Annotated in this window: 16 protein-coding genes; 9 read left to right on the forward strand and 7 right to left on the reverse strand. The window is 71.6% G+C overall.

The window, feature by feature from the left end; translation table 11 throughout:
* Positions 1 to 24: 24 nt before the first annotated feature.
* On the forward strand, positions 25 to 1,215 hold the full coding sequence (locus QSK30_RS12025) for a helix-turn-helix domain-containing protein (RefSeq protein ID WP_285502291.1): 1,191 nt from the start codon (positions 25 to 27) through the stop codon (positions 1,213 to 1,215).
* A 261-nt stretch (positions 1,216 to 1,476) separates the two neighbouring features.
* On the opposite strand, the gene QSK30_RS12030 is transcribed toward QSK30_RS12025, so the two are convergent.
* Positions 1,477 to 2,853, reverse strand: a complete 1,377-nt coding sequence (locus QSK30_RS12030; protein WP_285502292.1) for a tryptophanase — start codon at positions 2,851 to 2,853, stop codon at positions 1,477 to 1,479.
* 53 nt (positions 2,854 to 2,906) lie between these two features.
* Positions 2,907 to 3,992 (reverse strand): tryptophan dimethylallyltransferase family protein, encoded by a 1,086-nt coding sequence (locus tag QSK30_RS12035; protein WP_285502294.1) that lies wholly within the window; start codon positions 3,990 to 3,992, stop codon positions 2,907 to 2,909.
* Between the two features lie 609 nt (positions 3,993 to 4,601).
* On the opposite strand from QSK30_RS12035, the gene QSK30_RS12040 reads away from it, so the two are divergent.
* The 6 genes from QSK30_RS12040 (at position 4,602) to QSK30_RS12065 (ending at position 10,563) form a co-directional block, all read left to right on the forward strand.
* Complete coding sequence (locus QSK30_RS12040) at positions 4,602 to 5,933, forward strand: hemolysin family protein (protein WP_285502296.1); 1,332 nt, start codon at positions 4,602 to 4,604, stop codon at positions 5,931 to 5,933.
* A complete protein-coding gene (locus tag QSK30_RS12045) occupies positions 5,930 to 6,961 on the forward strand; it encodes a hemolysin family protein (RefSeq protein WP_285502298.1) in 1,032 nt (343 codons plus the stop codon). The genes QSK30_RS12040 and QSK30_RS12045 overlap by 4 nt, the downstream gene beginning before the upstream one ends.
* A 41-nt stretch (positions 6,962 to 7,002) precedes the next feature.
* Complete coding sequence (locus tag QSK30_RS12050; RefSeq protein WP_285502299.1) at positions 7,003 to 7,686, forward strand: DUF998 domain-containing protein; 684 nt, start codon at positions 7,003 to 7,005, stop codon at positions 7,684 to 7,686.
* A gap of 99 nt (positions 7,687 to 7,785) precedes the next feature.
* A complete protein-coding gene (locus QSK30_RS12055; protein ID WP_285502300.1) occupies positions 7,786 to 8,580 on the forward strand; it encodes a CPBP family intramembrane glutamic endopeptidase in 795 nt (264 codons plus the stop codon).
* Between the two features lie 73 nt (positions 8,581 to 8,653).
* Positions 8,654 to 9,469: a hypothetical protein gene (locus QSK30_RS12060; RefSeq protein ID WP_285502303.1), complete on the forward strand. Its 816-nt coding sequence runs from the start codon at positions 8,654 to 8,656 to the stop codon at positions 9,467 to 9,469.
* Between the two features lie 86 nt (positions 9,470 to 9,555).
* Positions 9,556 to 10,563: a DNA topoisomerase IB gene (locus QSK30_RS12065; RefSeq protein WP_285502305.1), complete on the forward strand. Its 1,008-nt coding sequence runs from the start codon at positions 9,556 to 9,558 to the stop codon at positions 10,561 to 10,563.
* A gap of 892 nt (positions 10,564 to 11,455) precedes the next feature.
* Here the strand turns inward: QSK30_RS12065 and QSK30_RS12070 are convergent.
* Positions 11,456 to 13,825, reverse strand: coding sequence for a glycoside hydrolase family 65 protein (locus tag QSK30_RS12070; RefSeq protein ID WP_285502306.1), 2,370 nt, complete (start codon positions 13,823 to 13,825; stop codon positions 11,456 to 11,458).
* Positions 13,822 to 14,556: an HAD family hydrolase gene (locus tag QSK30_RS12075; RefSeq protein ID WP_285502307.1), complete on the reverse strand. Its 735-nt coding sequence runs from the start codon at positions 14,554 to 14,556 to the stop codon at positions 13,822 to 13,824. The genes QSK30_RS12070 and QSK30_RS12075 overlap by 4 nt, the downstream gene beginning before the upstream one ends.
* 80 nt (positions 14,557 to 14,636) lie before the next feature.
* On the opposite strand from QSK30_RS12075, the gene QSK30_RS12080 reads away from it, so the two are divergent.
* The gene (locus tag QSK30_RS12080) at positions 14,637 to 14,999 is read left to right on the forward strand and encodes an STAS domain-containing protein (protein ID WP_285502308.1); all 363 of its coding nucleotides are present in this window, start codon (positions 14,637 to 14,639) and stop codon (positions 14,997 to 14,999) included.
* A gap of 298 nt (positions 15,000 to 15,297) precedes the next feature.
* A complete protein-coding gene (locus QSK30_RS12085; RefSeq protein ID WP_285502512.1) occupies positions 15,298 to 15,570 on the forward strand; it encodes a WhiB family transcriptional regulator in 273 nt (90 codons plus the stop codon).
* A gap of 13 nt (positions 15,571 to 15,583) precedes the next feature.
* Here QSK30_RS12085 and QSK30_RS12090 read toward each other — a convergent pair whose 3' ends face one another.
* From QSK30_RS12090 to QSK30_RS12100, 3 genes are all read right to left on the reverse strand, one after another.
* A complete protein-coding gene (locus tag QSK30_RS12090) occupies positions 15,584 to 16,381 on the reverse strand; it encodes a SigB/SigF/SigG family RNA polymerase sigma factor (protein ID WP_285502310.1) in 798 nt (265 codons plus the stop codon).
* A complete protein-coding gene (locus tag QSK30_RS12095) occupies positions 16,378 to 16,863 on the reverse strand; it encodes an ATP-binding protein (protein WP_285502311.1) in 486 nt (161 codons plus the stop codon). Before QSK30_RS12095 ends, QSK30_RS12090 begins: the two co-directional genes overlap by 4 nt.
* 70 nt (positions 16,864 to 16,933) lie before the next feature.
* Positions 16,934 to 17,179, reverse strand: coding sequence for a DUF6480 family protein (locus QSK30_RS12100; RefSeq protein ID WP_285502312.1), 246 nt, complete (start codon positions 17,177 to 17,179; stop codon positions 16,934 to 16,936).
* Between the last annotated feature and the right edge of the window lie 28 nt (positions 17,180 to 17,207).

Below are 17,207 nucleotides of genomic sequence, written 5' to 3' on the forward strand. Positions count from 1 at the left end.
GTCGCCCGGGTCAGGAGGATGTCGATGTCTGACGACACCGCGCACATCGGTAGGCGGATAGCGTTGCTGCGCAAGGCATCCCGCCTCACGCAACGGCATCTCGCGAGCAAGGTCAACGTGTCGCTGAGCCTGTTGCAGAAGGTCGAGGTTGGCGACCGCGCCGTGAGCCAGGGCCTCTTGTCCAGCGTTGCGCGCGAACTCCGGGTGCCAGTAGAGAAGCTGACCGGTCAGCCGTACACCGACGACCGAAAAGACGACGGCACGCACCGGCAGGTCGACGTGCTACGCGCGGTCTTGCGCGGCTACGACCTCCCCGACGAGATGCCGGTTCGTCCGCTCGGTGAGTTGGCCGAGGATGTCCAGGAGATCGCGCGCCTGCGCGGCGAGGCGCACTACGCCAAGCTGGCCGCGCGACTACCGGCGCTGTTGGAGGAGCTGTCCAGGGCCGCGCGCGACGAACCGGGTTCCGAGGTGTGGAACATGCTGGTCAGCACCTACCACGCCACCCACACACTGCTCTACCGGCTGGGGTACCGAGACTTGGCCGAGGCCGTTGAGCACAAGCTGACTTGGGCCGCGGATCGAACCGGCAACCCCCTCGCCGGTGCGCTGGCGCAATGGACGAGGTGTGTCACCTTCCAGGCGGCGGGGGATTTCACCAGGGGTCTCCGGCTGATGGACACCGCGCGCGAGGAGCTCGACGACGAGATCCGGAAGAACCCCACCGGGGAGACGATAACCGTTTACGGCAGCCTGCACCTGCGCTCGGTCACCCTGGCGTCGCGGGCGGGAGACAGCGGCGTGACGCGATCGCACCTGCGAGCCGCGACCGAGCTGGCGTCGGGCATCGGTCCGGACCAGGTGCACTGGGGCCTGACCTTCGGCCCGGCCAACCGCACGACCCACGAGGTGGCCGCGCACGTCGAACTCGGTGACGGTGCGGCCGCCATCGAGGCCGCGGGCCGGTGGCGGGCACCCCGGTCGATGCCCCGGACCCGTCGGGGACACCACCACATCGACGTCGCGCGCGCACACCTGATCAACGACGACCGCGACGCCGCCCTGCGCTCCCTGCAGGAGGCTCGGCGGATCGCGCCGCAGCTGATCCGGTTGCACCCCATGGTCCGCGAGATCGCCGCGGTCCTCGTCACCCTGCACCGCAGGTCCAACCCCGAGCTGAGTCAGTACGCCCACTGGCTCGGGTTGACTGGCTGAACCTCGGGCGATGCCAACGAATCGGCTGAATCGATGGCATCGCCCGGCGAGTGTCTCAAATGGACAAAGCGATAGTCCTTTCAGGACAATCAGAACATGGCGGCGATCTGCCGTTGATCCAGGCGGCCGCGTTGGCGTAGTGCGCCGAGCAACCGGCAGGCTCAGTGTGCCGACGTCCGCCGTGGACGCTTCCAGGCCGATTACCCCGAAAACGGGGTGTGTTCGCCGCGCGTTCGTTCGTGATCCATTGCCCGCGTGCGCCTAGTCGCGCACCGGTTCCACGCGGCAGTTGAAGTGGCGCAGCAGGGCCGGGGCCTCGACGATGCGGTAGCCGGGTACCCGCTCCGGGTGTTGGGCGATCTCGGCGAGCACCTCCGCCACGTACTCCAGGTGGCTCTGGGTGTAGACCCGTCGCGGGATGGCCAGCCGGACCAGTTCGTACGGGGCGGGTTTGACCATGTTGCCGTCCTCGTCCTCCTCGCCCAGGTAGAGCGAACCGAGCTCGGCGCAGCGGATGCCGCCCGCGAGGTAGAGCTCGGTCGCCAGCGCGTGGCCCGGGTACCGGTTCGGCGGCAGGTGGGGCAGCAGCCTGCCCGCGTTGAGGTAGAGCGCGTGGATGCCCGCGGGCTCGACGATGGACACCCCCGCCTTGTTGACCAGGTCCGCCAGGTGCTGGGTGGCCGAGGCGCGGGCCCGCAGGTAGTCGGGTTCGACCACCTCGTGCAGCCCCTGCGCCAGCATCTCCAGGTCCCGGCCGGACAGGCCGCCGTAGGTCCGGAAGCCCTCGGTGGCGGTGAGCATCAGCTCGCAGCGCTGCGCCAGCGCCTCGTCGCGCAGCGCCAGGAAGCCGCCCATGTGGGCGATCGCGTCCTTCTTCAGGCTGGCCACCGCGCCGTCGGCCAGGTCGAAGGCCAGGCGGGCGACCTGCTCGGGGGTGTGCTCGGAGTAGCCGTCCTCGCGCTGGATCACCAGCCAGGCGTTCTCGGCGAAGCGGGCCGCGTCGAGGAAGAACGGGACGCCGTGCTCCCGGCACAGCCGCGACACCGCGGTCAGGTTGGCCATCGACACCGGTTGGCCGCCGCCGCCGTTGTTGGTGATGGTCATGATCACTACGCCGACGGTGTCCCGGTCCGGGCCGGTGAGCAGCGCGGTCAGCCGGTCCAGGTCGATGTCGCCCTTGAACGGCGCCGCGCTGTCGAGGTCGGCCGCCGCGGCGCACGGCAGGTCGACCGGGGTGGCGCCCGCCAGCACCGCGTTCGCCCGGGTGGTGTCGAAGTGGGTGTTCGACACGCACAGCTGCCCCGGGGTCAGCAGCGCGTTGAACAGGATCCGCTCGGCCGCCCGGCCCTGGTGCACCGGCATGATCTGCGGATAGCCGGTCAGCTTCTCCACCGCGTCGCGGAACCGGAAGAATGACCGCGCGCCCGCGTAGGTCTCGTCACCGAGCGCACCCGCCGCCTGCTGCGCGGCCGAGAGCGCGTTCGTCCCGGAATCGCTGAGCAGATCAATGGTGATCTCCTCGGCGCGCAGGTTGAATGGGTTGTAACCCGCCCGTTCCATTGCCGTCTCGCGTTCGGCCCGGGTCAGGATCGGAATGGGCTCGACGACCTTGACGCGATACGGCTCCATGAGCGGCATTTCCTGCTTACGTCCTTTTCTCCGGTTGTTCGCCCGCGGGTGCGCGGTGCTGTTCAGGCCGCGCCGACGCGGGCGCCCGCGTCGGCGGTGCCGCCGTACGCTTCGGCGGACAGGTAGACCGTCACCCCCGGCCGGGGTCTGCCCATCCGCAGCGACACGTGCGCGATCAGCCCGGGGCCCGACTCCAGTGGACGGTCGCGCACCGCGTCCACCACGCGGTCCAGCGCGGTGTGGTCGAGACCGTGGCGGACGAGCAGCGCCCGGGTGCGGGCGAGCGCGACCGCGTCGTCGCGGACGTAGTCGCGCACCGGCAGGTAGAGCGAGAAGCCGCTGGGCTCGGCCTGGCCGCCGAGGAAGGTGTGGCTGGAGACCAGCGGCCTGCCCTCGTAGCAGTCGAGACCGCCGACCAGCGCGCCGAACTCGGTGAGCTGGGTGTCGTCGGCGTCGCCGCACGCGGCCGCCGAGCGCCGCAGGTCGCGCACCGAGCAGCGGTCGTGCGACTGGTACACCTTCACCCGCGACCGGGGGGTGTCGTCGAGGTCCAGCGCGAAGAACGAGAACCGGTCCAACGTGGACCCCGGGCGCGCGGTGTGCTCGGTGAGGGTGCGGAAACCCTCGCCCAAGCCGAGCCGGTGCAGTCCCTCGGACACCAGTCCCGGCGCGCGGTGGGCGCCGCGGACCTCCGGGTTGAGGTAGACCTTGACCCGCAGGTCCGCGGCGGTGACCACGATGGAGAACCAGAGCGAGAAGAGCCCGCGCGGGTCGTCGGGCAGGAACAGGTCGCGCACCGCCTCGAGGCGGTCGGTGGAGAGCGGGTAGCGCTCGGCGAGCCGGTTGAGCGCGGCCAGCCCGGCGCGCAGGTTGGACCGCGGGTTCGGCTTGCGCGCGACGCACTCCACCAGCAGCCGCAGGGTGGCCGAACCGTCCTGTTCGAACGCGACGGAGTACTCCAGCGGCGTGTGGTCGTCGGCCACATCGGACCGCCACAGCGGCGGGTCGGTGAGCGCCCGGGTGCCCGCCGGTCCGAGCAGGTCGGTCACCACCGAGCACACCTCGTCCACCCGGGACGCCAAACCGATTCGCGCGCACAGCCTTCGCAATTGGGCGTCGGTGTATTCGTTGAGCGAAACTACCCTCATCACGTCTCCGAGATCTCACCGAGCACCGACGTCAGAGGCAACGTACGGGTGACGGCGAAGCGGTCACTACCGCCAAGCGCGTGATCCACTCCGGACGTGCCTTTACCGAGCGTAAATGATTCCCACGGCCGGATATCGCCATTGCCCTCCGCCTGCCCACGTGATAAGCGCTCGTGCAATTCGACCACGGAGGGTGGCATTCACCCGGCGGGTGGGTGTGAAGCAATTCACTTCATGGGAAACATACCGGTATGTCCGTACCCCGTGCGGCGCTCGTGATCAGTGTTTATGCGGCGCGGCGAATGTCCGGCCCGGCCTTCACATCAATATCCGGCTGTGAAGTCCGGGTGACGCTGGGTAGCGATCGCGGGCGCGGGCGCGATCTCGGTCACGTGGACGTCCGATGGTCCGATCGGGGTCATTACCCGGCGGTACCCGCGGCCGTGGAGTCCACCGTGGATGGTCGGGCCCACCGTTCGGGGCCCCCGGGGCGGTCCCGACACCGTGTTAGCGTTGATTCATGCGTTCTACGGAAGGTTGCAGTCCCGGGCCGGGTAGCGCCCGGCCCCCGACCGAGCCCGCCCGGGCCACGACCCCGCAGGGGCGTTCGTGCTGATCCTGGTCGGCATCGCCTCCGTCCTGGTCCTCACCGCCGCGACCGGCTACTTCGTCGCGCAGGAGTTCGCCTACGTCGCCGTCGACCGCAACCGGCTGCGTCAGCTCGCAGACGAGGGCGACCAGGCGGCCGAACGGGCCTACCGGGTCACCCAGCGGCTCTCCTTCATGCTCTCCGGCGCCCAGTTCGGCATCACCGTCACCGCCCTGCTCGTCGGCTACGTCTCCGAGCCCTACCTCGGCGCGGGCGTCGCCGAGCTGCTCGGCCTGCCCGAGGCCGCGGCCGCCGCGGTCTCGCTGGCGGTGGCGCTGATCTTCTCCACCGTCGTGCAGATGGTCTTCGGCGAACTCGCCCCCAAGAACCTCGCCATCGCCAAGCCCGAGGCGCTCGCCCGTGCGCTGAGCCGCTCCACCCTGCTCTACCTGGCCGTCGCCGGGCCGCTGATCCGCCTGTTCGACGTGGTCTCCACCCGGCTGCTGCGCGCGGTCGGCATCGAGCCGATCGAGGAGCTGCCGCAGGGCGCCACCGCGGCCGACCTGCGCGGCATCATCGACGAGTCGCGCCAGGGCGGGCAGCTCGACGCGGGCACCACCCGGCTGCTCGAGGGCGGCCTGGACTTCCGCGCGCTGACCGCGGGCCAGGTGATGACCCCGCGGGTGGACGTGCACACCGTGCGCGGCGACGAGCCCGCCGTCCGGGTGGTCGAGCTGCTCGACACCGGCCGGTCCCGGTTCCCGGTGGTCGGCGGCGACGTCGACGACGTGATCGGCGTGGTCGGCATCGCCGAGGTGCTGACCGTGCCCCGGGAGCGCCGCGCGGACACCCCGGTGCGCGAGATCGCCGGGCCGCCGCTGTTCCTGCCCGAGAGCCTGCCGCTGCCCGACGTGCTGGAGCGGCTGCGCGCCGAGCACCGCCAGCTGGCCTGCGTGGTCGACGAGTTCGGCGGGTTCGCCGGGGTCGTGTCCTTCGAGGACGTGGCCGAGGAGGTGGTCGGCGAGATCCTCGACGAGGACGACCACCTGGAGGTCAGCGCCGTGCCGCACCCGGACGGGTCGTGGTCGGTGCCCGCGCGCTGGCGGGTCGACGAGGTCGCCGAGGTGACCGGCATCGAGCTGCCGGTGTCCACCGGGTACGACACCGTCAGCGGGCTGGTCATGCAGCGCCTGGGCCGGGTTCCCCGGCCGGGCGACCAGGTCGAGGTGCCTGTCGGCCACCCCGAGGGCGGCGAGCCGCACACCGCGGTCGTCTCGGTCACCGAGGTGCACCGCCGGGTCCCGCACACCGTGCTCGTCTCGGTGCGCCCGGCCGCCGGGGTGCGCTCGTGAGCACCGGCGGCGCGCTGTTGATCTCGCTCGTGCTGCTGGTGGCCAACGCCTTCTTCGTCGCCGCCGAGTTCGCCCTGGTCGCCTCGAAGCGGCACCGGCTCGAGGAGGCGGCGGCCGAGGGCAGCCGCGCCGCCCGGGCCGCGGTGGCGGGCACCCGCGAGCTCTCGATGATGCTGGCGGGCGCCCAGCTGGGCATCACGCTGTGCACCCTGGGGCTGGGCGCGCTGGCCAAGCCCGCGGTCGCGGCGCTGTTCGAGCCGCTGTTCACCGCGCTCGGCCTGGCCGAGGCGTGGGCCTACGCGATCGCGTTCGTGCTCGCCGTGGTGCTCGTGGTGTTCCTGCACATGGTGATCGGCGAGATGGCGCCCAAGTCGTGGGCGATCTCGCACCCCGAGCGCTCGGCGACGCTGCTGGCGCTGCCGTTCCGCGCCTTCACCCGGGCCACCCGCCCGGTGCTGGTGGCGCTCAACGGGATGGCCAACGCCACCCTGCGCGCGGTCAACGTCCAGCCGCAGGACACCGTCGCCCAGGCGCACGGCCCCGACGACCTGCGGCTGCTGCTGCGCGAGTCGCGCGAGCGCGGGCTGCTGCCCGAGCAGCAGCACCGGATGCTCACCGGGGTGCTGCAGGTGCAGCACACCACGGTCGGGCAGGTCATGGCGGCGCGCTCGGCGATGGTGACCGTGCCGAGCTGGGGCACCGCGGCCGACATCGAGGACGCCTGCCGGGCCAGCGGCCGCTCCCGGCTGGTCGTGGTGGACGACGAGGACGAGCCGCTGGGCATCGTGCACGTGCGCGACGCGGTGCGGGCCACCATGGTGGGCTCGACGGCGACCGCGACCGAGCTGATGTCCCCGGCCCTGGTCCTGACCACCACCGACTCGGCGGCCGACGCGGTCGCCCGGATGCGGGCCGAGCGCGCGCAGCTGGCGCTGGTGTCCGACGGCGGGGCCGTCGTCGGCCTGGCCGCGCTCGAGGACCTGCTCGAGGAGATCCTCGGCGAGTTCGACGACGAGACCGACCGCTGACGCTCAGCCCCCGCACATGTTCCCTGCCTAACCTGGACGGCGTGACGCAGCCGCGCGAACGACGGGACACCCTGGTGCCGATGCTGGGGCTGCTCGGTCTGCTCGGCGGCGTGGCGGGTCTGCTGGTGCTGCACGTGGTGCCGCCGACCAACGCGATCAGCCCGGTTCGCCGCACGATCAGCGAGTACGCGCTGGGCCAGGGCAAGTGGCTCTTCGACCTGGCGCTGCTGCTGGTCGCGGTGGGCTCGGCGCTGGGCTTCGCCGAGCTGGCCCGCCGCCGCGCGGCCCGCCCGCTCGCGCTGGTGCTCGGCGCGGTGTGGACGGTCAGCCTGCTGGTGATCGTGGTGTTCACCAAGACCGACTGGACTGTGGGGCCGAGCGTGGGCGGGCTGGTCCACCGCTACGCCAGCGTCGCGGCGTTCCTGTCGCTGCCGTTGGCGGTTCTGCTCATGGCGGGGCGGGTGTTCCCCCGGGACTCGCTGTGGCGCTGGACCGCCCGCGGCCTGGGCGCGCTGTCGCTGCTGTGGTTCGGCACCATCGTCGTGGGCGCGGTCAACATGCTCAACGGCGGCCCGCCGTGGTGGCGGTTCGTCCCCCTGGGGCTCGTGGAGCGGATGGTCGCGGGCTCGGCGGTGGCCGCGCTGGTGGTGCTGCTGCTCGGGTTGGTGAGGTCCCGACCGCAGGTGACCGAGGTCGCTGACCGGGGTCCGGCCCGGTTGCGGTAGTGATCGGGCGGACGCAGGATCGCCTCATCCGAGGCATGCCGTCGCCGGTCGTGCTCGGGTGTCGAGTCCGCACCGGCGCCGGGGACGGGAGTCCGCCTCATGGTCGGGGAAACCAGCGCGGCGGCGTCGGGAGCGCGCCGGTTGTCGATCTGGCCGTTCATCGCCGTGGTCGTCGTGTACCTCGGGATCGTGCAGGGGCTGGGCGCGTTCCTGACCCGCGACATCGACGTGCGCTACGCCGCCCCGACGACCGCGGACGAACTGTGGCGCAGCATCACGGTGCCGGTCGGGGCGTCACTGCTGTTCGTCGTCGTCGTGGTGGCCGCGCTGCGCTGGTGGCGGCCGGTGCTCGTCGACGACCGCCCGGTGCGCGGCTGGGTGATCGCTCTCGCGGTGATCATGGCCGTGGCGGCGCTGCTGGGCGTCAACTACAGCGGACTCGCCGACCGGGGGACCGGGTTCGCGCTGCTGCTCGGCTTGACCATGCTGATGGTCGGGTTCGCCGAGGAGGCGATGTTCCGCGGTGTCGGGCTCACCGTGTTCCGCACGAACGGGTTCAGCGAGGGCAGGGCCGCCCTGTGGTCCTCGGTGGTCTTCGGCCTGGCGCACGCCACCAACCTGATCAGTGCGGGCCCGAAGGCGTTCGTGCAGGTGTTGGTCACCGCGGTGGCGGGCTACGTCTTCTACCTCATCCGACGTCGCAGCGGTGGGCTGCTGGTCCCCGCCGTGCTGCACGGGCTGTGGGACTTCTCCCTGCTGTCCGGGGCGGTGGTGCCGGGCCGGACGTACGCCGGGTCGGTGATCGTGGTCATCGGCCTGGTCGTGCTGATCGTCGTCGTGCTGGTCCGCCGCGGGCACGTCGAGCCCGAAGCGGGCGATCGGAGCCCGGCCTAGCCGCGAGCAGTGCTATCACCCGATTGGGTGGGATCGCTGTCACATCAGTCGGCCGGGTGGCGATACCGTGATCGTGATTGATGTCTGTACCGATGAAGGTCGGCCACCCGGCGCCATCCCCTTCGTCGTCGGGGTGTACCCGTTCGGCCTGTTGGCCGCCCGCAGGCCGCCGCGGCTGCCGGTGGCCGACCGCGCGGACGTCTTCGTGCTCGGGATGTACCCGAGCGCGCTGCACGTGCGCTGGCACCGGCCCGGCGCGCGGCCGATCGCCGCGCTCGCCGTCGACGACGAGCCCGGCCGCTCCCTGTCCGGGCAGCACCGCGCCGACCGGGTCGCGTTGTGGCGGGAACGGGTGGGCTGGCGCCGGGAGTGGGGGACCGCCACCGCGGCCGGTCCGGGCGCGGGGCCGGGCAGGCTGGTGGTCACCGACATCCTGGAACCGCTCGGCCTCGACCCGCGCGCGGCCTACCTCACCGACTGCGTGCCGACCTACTTCGTCAAGGCGGGCGAGCGCCAAGACCAGGCGATCCGCGCCTACGACGAGTTCGCCGCGACCGCAGGCCTGCCCGCCTCCTCGTTGCGCCGCCGCCCGCCCAAGCCGGAGCTGGTCCACCTGGCGATCCGTGCGGAGGGCGCCGAACTGCTGCGCCAGCTGCGCGAGTCCGACGCGCCCACGGTGGTCACCCTGGGCAAGGGGGCCGCCGACGTCTTCGCCGCGCTCACCGGCACCGACCGCGTCCCGTTCCGGCTCACCGGCGACTACGGCACCCCGCGACTGGTCCCGCTGGGCGGCCGCGAGCTGCGCTGGTACCCCCTGGTCCACCCCGGCGTCCACCGGCACGTCGGCTGGCGCAACTGCCACGCCCGGTGGGTGCTGTCCCAGCACTGAACGCGCACTGGGCACTGTGGATCGGGCGACCCACGTTTGTCCGCCGCCGCGCCGGGGAACATCGCGGGTCGGACCAGGGAGGTGTCATGCGGCTGCGGCGGAGCGACTGCGCGGGTCCCGGCATCACCCGGGTGCGACGGGGCCGGGGCTTCGGCTACGTGGACGCGGGCGGTGCCCGGGTGACCGACACCGAGATCCTCGACCGGGTCCGCGACCTGGTCATCCCACCCGCCTGGCAGGACGTCTGGATCTGTCCCTACCCGCGCGGCCACATCCAGGCCGTCGGCACCGACGACGCGGGCCGCAAGCAGTACCTCTACCACGAACAGTGGCGCCGAGACCGCGACGAGGAGAAGCACGAACGGGTCCTGGCCATGGCCCGCAGACTTCCCCGCGTCCGCCAACGCATCCAGGACGACCTGACCGGGCCAGGAATCACCAGGGAACGCGTACTCGCCGGCGCCCTCCGCATCCTCGACCGAGGCGTCTTCCGCATCGGCGGCGAAGAGTACGCGGAGGAGAACGACTCCCGCGGCGTATCCACCCTTCTGCGCCGCCACGTCACCCTGCGCTCGGGCGAACTGCGCTTCAAGTTCCCGGCCAAGAGCGGCATCGAACGCGTCGCCTCGATAACCGACCCGGAACTCGCACGTCTCATCACCGCCCTGCGACGAGGCCGATCCGACGACGACCGACTCTTCGTGTACACAGTGGACGGTGTGGCACGCGAGGTGCGGGCCGCGGAGGTGAACCAGCGGTTCAAGGAGTTCGCGGGGGACCGGTTCACTGTCAAGGACATGCGCACCTGGACCGCGACCGTGCTGGCAGCCACCGAGTACGCCGCCATGGACACGCCGGGCACCAAGACCGCGGCGAAACGAGCCGACGCAGCCGTGATGCGCGCGGTGGCCGAGCAACTGGGCAACACCCCGGTGATGGCCAGGAAGTCCTATGTGGATCCACGGGTGACTGAGGCGTTCCACCGGGGCCGCACCATCAGAGCGGCCTTGGAGCGCATCGCGGCCGAAGACCTCAGCGTGCCGCAGATCCGAGAACCCCTGGAACGCGCGGTCCTACGACTGTTGCGCGAGTGAGCGCAAGCCGCTAACTCGACAGCCGGGCTCGACAAGTCCAAGTCGGCCCGGCCGGGCAATGCCAAGCCCTGGCTCGGCCCAGCCCAGCTCGGCAAGGTTCAACTCGGCCCAGCTCGGCTCGGCTCGGTCAAAGCCCAGCCCAGCTCGCCTGCCCCGCCCGGCTCGGCCGACATAGCTCTGCCCCCATCTCCGCCCCGGCAAGAGCCAGGCCCGCCCTCACCCTCTACCACTTTCGCGCAGACCCCTTGCTCTGCAACACATCCCGCGAGGCGGCACACTCAGTAGAACCTGGCTCCCCGAGAACCCGCACCTGCCGCCTCTCCTGCTCGATGGGGTGGAGTGGCTTTGTTTGGGGAGAAAAGAGGCGCTAGCCTGGCTCCGGCGTGGGTGATCCCTTTCCCACCCGCTTCACCCCGGCGCCTCTTTTCTTAGGGGCCCCAAACAAAGCCATTCCACCCCATCGAGCACCACCGCCCAGGGAAACGACCCCGGCGCTTGCTCGTGCCGTTGGCTCGACGAGCACCACAGCCCGGCGCTTGCTCGCGTGGTTGGCTCGATGGGGTGGATCGGCTTTGTCTGGGGCCCCTAAGAAAAGAGGCGCCGTGGGTACAGCGGGTGGGAAAGGGATATCCACCGCCTGGGCCAGGCTAGCGCCTCTTTTCTCCCCAGACAAAGCCGATCCACCCCATCGAGCAGGCGGGTGGGTCGGCGCGGCTGCCCGGGTAGTCGGCGCAGCCCCTCGGTCGTGCTGTGGGGCGGGCCTGGCCATTCCACCCCATCGAGGAGGTGGGGTGGGTCGGCGCGGCTTCGCGGGTGGTGTTGGGATGCGGGGCGAGGTCCGGTGATCGGCTCGTGGTGAGCGGCAGCGGCGTGGCTCAAGATCCTCCCAACCTCACGAAGGCGGTGTGCTGCCTGCCTTTGAGCGCCTGCGCGGTTCCCGGCCCGCCGGGGGAGTCGGCGTGGGGTAGTCCGGTGCCGCCGGGATCGCCAACGTGAGGTCCGTGTCGATCGTGATCGCCTCACCGTGATGTGCCGTCCGCACTGGATCTCCCGCGATCAGCCGGTAGGTGGCTGTATCGCGGGCGATCTCCACCTGGATCCGGCTGCCCCGGAAACACATCCGGAACGACACCCGTTCCAGCGCGTCCGGCAGTCTGGGTGCGAACGTCAATTCTCCGCCGTGGTCGCGCATTCCGCCCAGGCCCGCGACCACAGCCTGCCAAGCGCCCGCCAGTGAGGCCATGTGCAGGCCGTTGCGGACGTTGCTGTGCAGGTCGTAGAGGTCGGTCAGCGCGGCCTCGGCCAGGTAGGCGTAGGCCAGGTCCATGTGTCCGCACTCGGCCGCCACCACCGACTGGGTGCCCGCCGACAGCGACGAGTCGCGGACCGTGCGGGCCTCGTAGTAGGCGAAGTCTCGTGCTTTCTGGTCCAGCGTGAACGCGTCGCCGCGCAGGTGCAGGGCCAGGACGAGGTCGGCTTGTTTGACGACCTGCTTGCGGTAGAGGTCGAAGTACGGGTAGTTCAGCAGCAGCGGGTAGTGGTCGTCGGGCGTTCCCTCGAAGTCCCATTCCTCGTGCTCGGTGAACCCCTCCGCCTGCGGGTGCACGCCGAGCAGTTCGTCGTAGGGGACCCGCATCTTCGCCGCGGCGTCGCGCCAAGCGGTCACCTCGGTGGTGCTGACGCCCAGTTGTTCGGCGACGTCGGGGTTGCGGTCGCAGGCGTCGGCGGCCTCGTCGAGGTTCTTCTGGGCCATGAGGTTGGTGTAGATGTTGTTGTCCACCACGGCCGTGTACTCGTCCGGCCCGGTGATCCCGTCGATCCGGAAGCCGTCGTGCGGGTCGTGGTGGCCCAGCGACGCCCACAGCCGGGCGGTCTCCACCAGTAGTTCTGTGCCCTGCGCGCGGTCGAAGTCGGCGTCCTGGGTGGCCGCGTGGTAGCGGGCCACGGCGTCGGCGATGTCGGCCGAGACGTGGAAGGCCGCCGTCCCCGCGGGCCAGTACGCCGAGCACTCCTGGCCGTTGATCGACCGCCACGGGAACGCCGCGCCCGCCTTGCCCAGGACCCTCGCCCGCTCCTTGGCCAGGTCGATCGTGCTGTGCCGCCAGCCGAGCGCGTCGCGGGCGGCGTCGGGGACGGTGTAGGTGAGCACCGGCAGCACGAAGGTCTCGGTGTCCCAGAACGCGTGCCCGTCGTAGCCCGGCCCGGTCAGGCCCTTGCCCGGGATGGCCCGGCTCTCCCCGCGCGCGCCCGCCTGCAGGATGTGGAACAGGCCCAGCCGCAGCGCCTGCTGGAGCTCCTCGTCGCCGTCGATCTCGACGTCGGCGACCTCCCAGAAGTCGTCGAGGTACTCCCGCTGCTCGGCGACCAGCCCGTCCCAACCGGTCTGCCTCGCCCCGGCGAGCGCGGCCTCCACCTGCGCGCGCAGCGCGGGTGCCGAGCGGGTGCTCGACCAGCCGTAGCCGATGTACTTGGTGAGCCGCAGGACCTCGCCGATCTCGACGTCCACGGCCGCGGTGAGCCGGGCCAGGTCGTCCTCGCAGGCGATCTCGGTGCGCAGGCCCTCGTTGGCCTCCAGCTCGTGGTCCATCGCCGCGGCCATCCGCAGACCGGACTCGCGGGTTTGGTGCACCAGCACCGCCCGGGTGTTCTCCGACCAGTGGAACTCCCCGGCCAGCGGCGACTTCAGCGCGAGCGCGACCCGCGGGTCGCGGGTGTGCGACTCGATCGGCTCGTTGGCCAGCAGGTCCGACTGCACGACCAGCTGCACCCGCTTGGTGCCCCGCTCGTCGGGCAGCGGCTCGACCTCGTAGCGGATCGCGGCGATCGCGCGCTGGGTGAACGACACCAGCCGCTGCGAGCGCACCCGGACCCGTTTGCCGGTCGGGCTCTCCCAGTCGGTCTCGCGGGACAGGATGCCGGTGCGGAAGTCGAGCGTGCGCCGGTGCTCCAGGGTCTGGCCGTAGCGCATGTCCAGCGGCTCGTCCTCGACCAATAGCCGGATGATCTTGCCGTCGGTCACGTTCACCACGGTCTGCCCGGCCTCGGGGTAGCCGTAGCCCGCCTCGGCGTAGGGGAGCGCGTGCTCCTCGTAGAAGCCGTTGAGGTAGGTGCCCGGCAGCCCGACCGGCTCACCCTCGTCCAGCGAGCCGCGCAGCCCGAGGTGGCCGTTGGCCAGGGCGAAGGCCGACTCCGCCCGGTCCAGGTGGTCGAGGTCGGCGCCCTGCCAGCTCAACCGCCACGGGTCGACCGCGAACCCGGTCACCGCTGCCCGTCCAGCAGCTCGGCGAGGTCGTCGACGACGATGTCGGCCCCGTGCGCGCGCAGCTCGTCGGCCTGGTCGGCCCGGTTGACGCCCACCACGTAGCCGAACCCGCCCGCGTGGCCGGCCTCGACGCCGGAGAGCGCGTCCTCGAACACCGCGGCCTGCGCGGGCTCGACGCCCAGCTTCCTCGCCCCCGCCAGGAAAGAGTCCGGCGCCGGCTTGCCGCGCAGCCCGTCCTCCACGATCGTGACCCCGTCCACCCTGGCCTGCACGAACGAGGTGAGCCCGGCCACCTCCAGGACGTGCTCGCCGTTGGCCGACGACGTCACCACGGCGATCTTGAGCCCGGCGTCGTGGGCGGCGTTGAGGTAGGCCACCGAGCCGGGGTACGGCTGGATGCCGCGCTCGTCGATCAGCCCGAGCAGCGCCTCGTTCTTGCGGTTGCCCACGCCGTTGACGGTCGCGCGGTCCGGCGGGTCGTCCGGGGCGCCCTCGGGCAGGTCGATACCGCGCGCGGTCAGGAAGGTGCGCACGCCGTCGGCGCGGGGGCGGCCGTCGACGTAGGTCGTGTAGTCCTTCGGGGTGAACGGGGAACGGTCGCCGTCGGCGCGCCCGGCGAGGAACTCGTCGAAGGTGCGCTTCCAGGCGAGCTCGTGCAGGGTCGCGGTACTGGTGAGCACGCCGTCGAGGTCGAACAGGCACGCTGTGACGCCGTCGGGCAGACCGATCATGCGGGCGACGGTACCGTCGCCACGCCCGCTCGGCAGGTTCACGCTGCCGCCACCCCGGCGAGACTGGGAGAATCACGCTCATGTCCGACGCCCCGACCCCGCCCCCACTGCTCGACATGGCACTCGACCAGCGCCCCGATGGCGCCGTCGTGGTGCGCCCCAAGGGCGAGATCGACCTGCTCACCGCCCCCAGCTTCGCCGCGGGCATGACCGGTGCCATCGACGGCGGCGCCCGGCTCGTGGTCGTCGACCTCGACCAGGTGTCGTTCTTCGGCTCGGCCGGGGTGGCCGGCCTGGCCCGCGCCGCCGAGCGCGCCGACCAGGCGGGCACCGGGTTCCGGCTGGTGGTCGGCGCCTCGATGGCCAGCCGGGTGCTGGAGATCAGCGGGCTGTCCCAGGTGCTCGAGCTGCGCCCCACGGTCGAGGCCGCGCTCGCCGGCTGAGGTTACCGGCGCGTTGTCGCACAGGGTGATCAAGACCACCCGCGACCGGGAACGCCGACCGGGGTCCACGCGTTGGAACAGGTGTCGACGCGCGGAGGAAGACCCGCGGACGTTTCCCGGAGATGTACCCCCCCACATCGCTGGACGCACGCCCGCGGCTCCGCGCCCGACACAATGCCGCCGACCGGACCATCCCCCCACCCCAGTCCGGTCGGCGGCCAGAAACATCTCGATACCATCACGCTCCGTGTCCACCCTCGTGGACAGTTTTGCCGCGGCCGCTCGCGGGTATCGCGCACTGGTGACTACCGCGATCGAGCCATGGCAGACCCGGGGCGCCTGCCGCCAAGTCCCCACCGAGCGCTTCTTCAGCCCGGACAACGAACGGGGTCGTGCGCGCGACCTGCGGATCCGGGCGGCGAAGTCGGTGTGCGCGCACTGCCCGGTGCTGAGCAGGTGCCGGGACCACGCGCTGCGCACCAGGGAGCCCTACGGCGTCTGGGGCGGGCTCGACGAGCAGGAGCGGGCCGAGCTGCGCCGCCGGTCCCGGTACCCCGCCCGACCCGCCTGACCGGCCCCGCCGCTCAGTCCTCGGCCATCGCCTCGCGCAGCGCGGCCAGGGTCTTCGACAGCAGCCGGGACACGTGCATCTGCGACAGGCCCACCTGCTCGGCGATCTGGGTCTGGGTCAGGTTCCCGTAGAACCGCAGCAGCAGGATCCGCCGCTCCCGCTCGGGGAGCTGGGCCAGCAGCGGTTGCAGCGTCTCGTGGTACTCCACGCCCGCCAGCGCCTCGTCCTCCACGCCGAGCCGGTCGGCGACCGAGGCCGAGTTCTCGTCCGGGCCGAGCAGCTCGTCCAACGACTGCGAGCGGTAGGCCGAACCGGCCTCCAGGCCGGCGTAGATGTCTTCGAGCGGCAGCTCCAAGTGCCGCGCCAGCTCGCTCGGGGTGGGCGCGCGCCCCAGCCGCTGGGAGATCTCACCCGCCGCGGAACTCACCGCCAGGTGCAGCTCCTTGAGTCTTCGCGGCACCCGCACCGACCAGCTGGTGTCGCGGAAGTGCCTGCGCACCTCGCCCATCACGGTGGGGACCGCGAAGGACAGGAAGTCGCTGCCGCGGTCCGGGTCGAACCGGTCCACCGCGTGGATCAGCCCGACTGTGGCGACCTGCAGCAGGTCGTCGTAGGGCTCACCGCGGTTGGCGAAGCGCTGGGCGATGTGCTGGGCCACCGGCAGGTACCCGGTGACCAGCTTCGACCGCACCAGTTCGCGGCGGAGGTCACCCGGGGGGAGCGCCGCCAGCTGCTCGAAGAGCGGGGTGAGGTGGGCGTACTCGTCGGAGTCCGCGCGTCTGGTGGTCCCGGCCACCTGCTGCTGCCTCACGCGGCCGCCTTCTTCGCCATGCGGAGCTCGATCGTCAGTTCGGCGAACACGTCCTCATCGGCCACACCGGTGGTCATCGACTCGACGAGCGCGGACAGCAGCGTCCAACCCAGGCCGCTCTCATCGATCGGTGTCGGGTCGAGGACCGGGACGGAGCAGTGCACGTCCACCCATGCCTCGGCCACGCGCAGCCGCACGGTCAGCGCGCTGAACGGCAGCGCTCGTCGCACCAGGAGAGTGCACGCCTCGTCCACGGCCAATCGCAGATCGGCCAACGACTCGACGTCGTAGTCCCGGCGCATCGCCACCGCGGCGGTCATGGTGCGCACGAGTGGCAGCTGGGCCAGGTCCGCGTCCACCCGCAGCTCGACCAGCTCGCCGAGGGTGGGGGCCGCCAGCACGGGGTCGGCCCCGTCCGGCCGGGATCGCCTCGGGTGCGGCACGGCCGACGGGTGGGTGGGCCGGTGTCGCGCGTCAGTCACCCGGTTCGGGTACCCAGGACCCGATGGCCCAACCCACTTTTCTCACGTTTGCCGGGGCACTCCGCGCGGCTCAGAAGATCTTGACGATGCCGAGGAGGCTGACCACGGTCAGGCCTACCACCGCGAGCACCACGACCAGGACGAACACCATCGTCACGATCGGCCACGCCCGGCTGGGGTAGTGCGCGCGGCCGGAGAGGCCCTCGGTGGTGCTGCCGGAGTCCGGCGGCGTATCCCCGGGCCGCACCCCGCCGCCCGGCTCGAGTCCCAGGCCGGGGGTGCGCAGCGGGTCGGGATCCGGTGGCTTGGCCGTCATCGTGGCTCCTAGCGTTCGAGGGATCCGT

It is taken from the genome of Actinokineospora sp. NBRC 105648, assembly GCF_030269645.1.
Classification (GTDB): domain Bacteria; phylum Actinomycetota; class Actinomycetes; order Mycobacteriales; family Pseudonocardiaceae; genus Actinokineospora.

Excerpts from the sequence above, each read along its gene's own strand:
- QSK30_RS12025 (WP_285502291.1), top strand. The coding sequence starts at position 25 with ATGTCTGACGACACCGCGCACATCGGTAGGCGGATAGCGTTGCTGCGC.
- QSK30_RS12080 (WP_285502308.1), top strand. The coding sequence starts at position 14,637 with ATGTCCGACGCCCCGACCCCGCCCCCACTGCTCGACATGGCACTCGAC.
- QSK30_RS12065 (WP_285502305.1), top strand. The coding sequence starts at position 9,556 with ATGCGGCTGCGGCGGAGCGACTGCGCGGGTCCCGGCATCACCCGGGTG.
- QSK30_RS12055 (WP_285502300.1), top strand. The coding sequence starts at position 7,786 with ATGGTCGGGGAAACCAGCGCGGCGGCGTCGGGAGCGCGCCGGTTGTCG.
- QSK30_RS12075 (WP_285502307.1), bottom strand. The coding sequence starts at position 14,556 with ATGATCGGTCTGCCCGACGGCGTCACAGCGTGCCTGTTCGACCTCGAC.
- QSK30_RS12035 (WP_285502294.1), bottom strand. The coding sequence starts at position 3,992 with ATGAGGGTAGTTTCGCTCAACGAATACACCGACGCCCAATTGCGAAGG.
- QSK30_RS12100 (WP_285502312.1), bottom strand. The coding sequence starts at position 17,179 with ATGACGGCCAAGCCACCGGATCCCGACCCGCTGCGCACCCCCGGCCTG.
- QSK30_RS12030 (WP_285502292.1), bottom strand. The coding sequence starts at position 2,853 with ATGCCGCTCATGGAGCCGTATCGCGTCAAGGTCGTCGAGCCCATTCCG.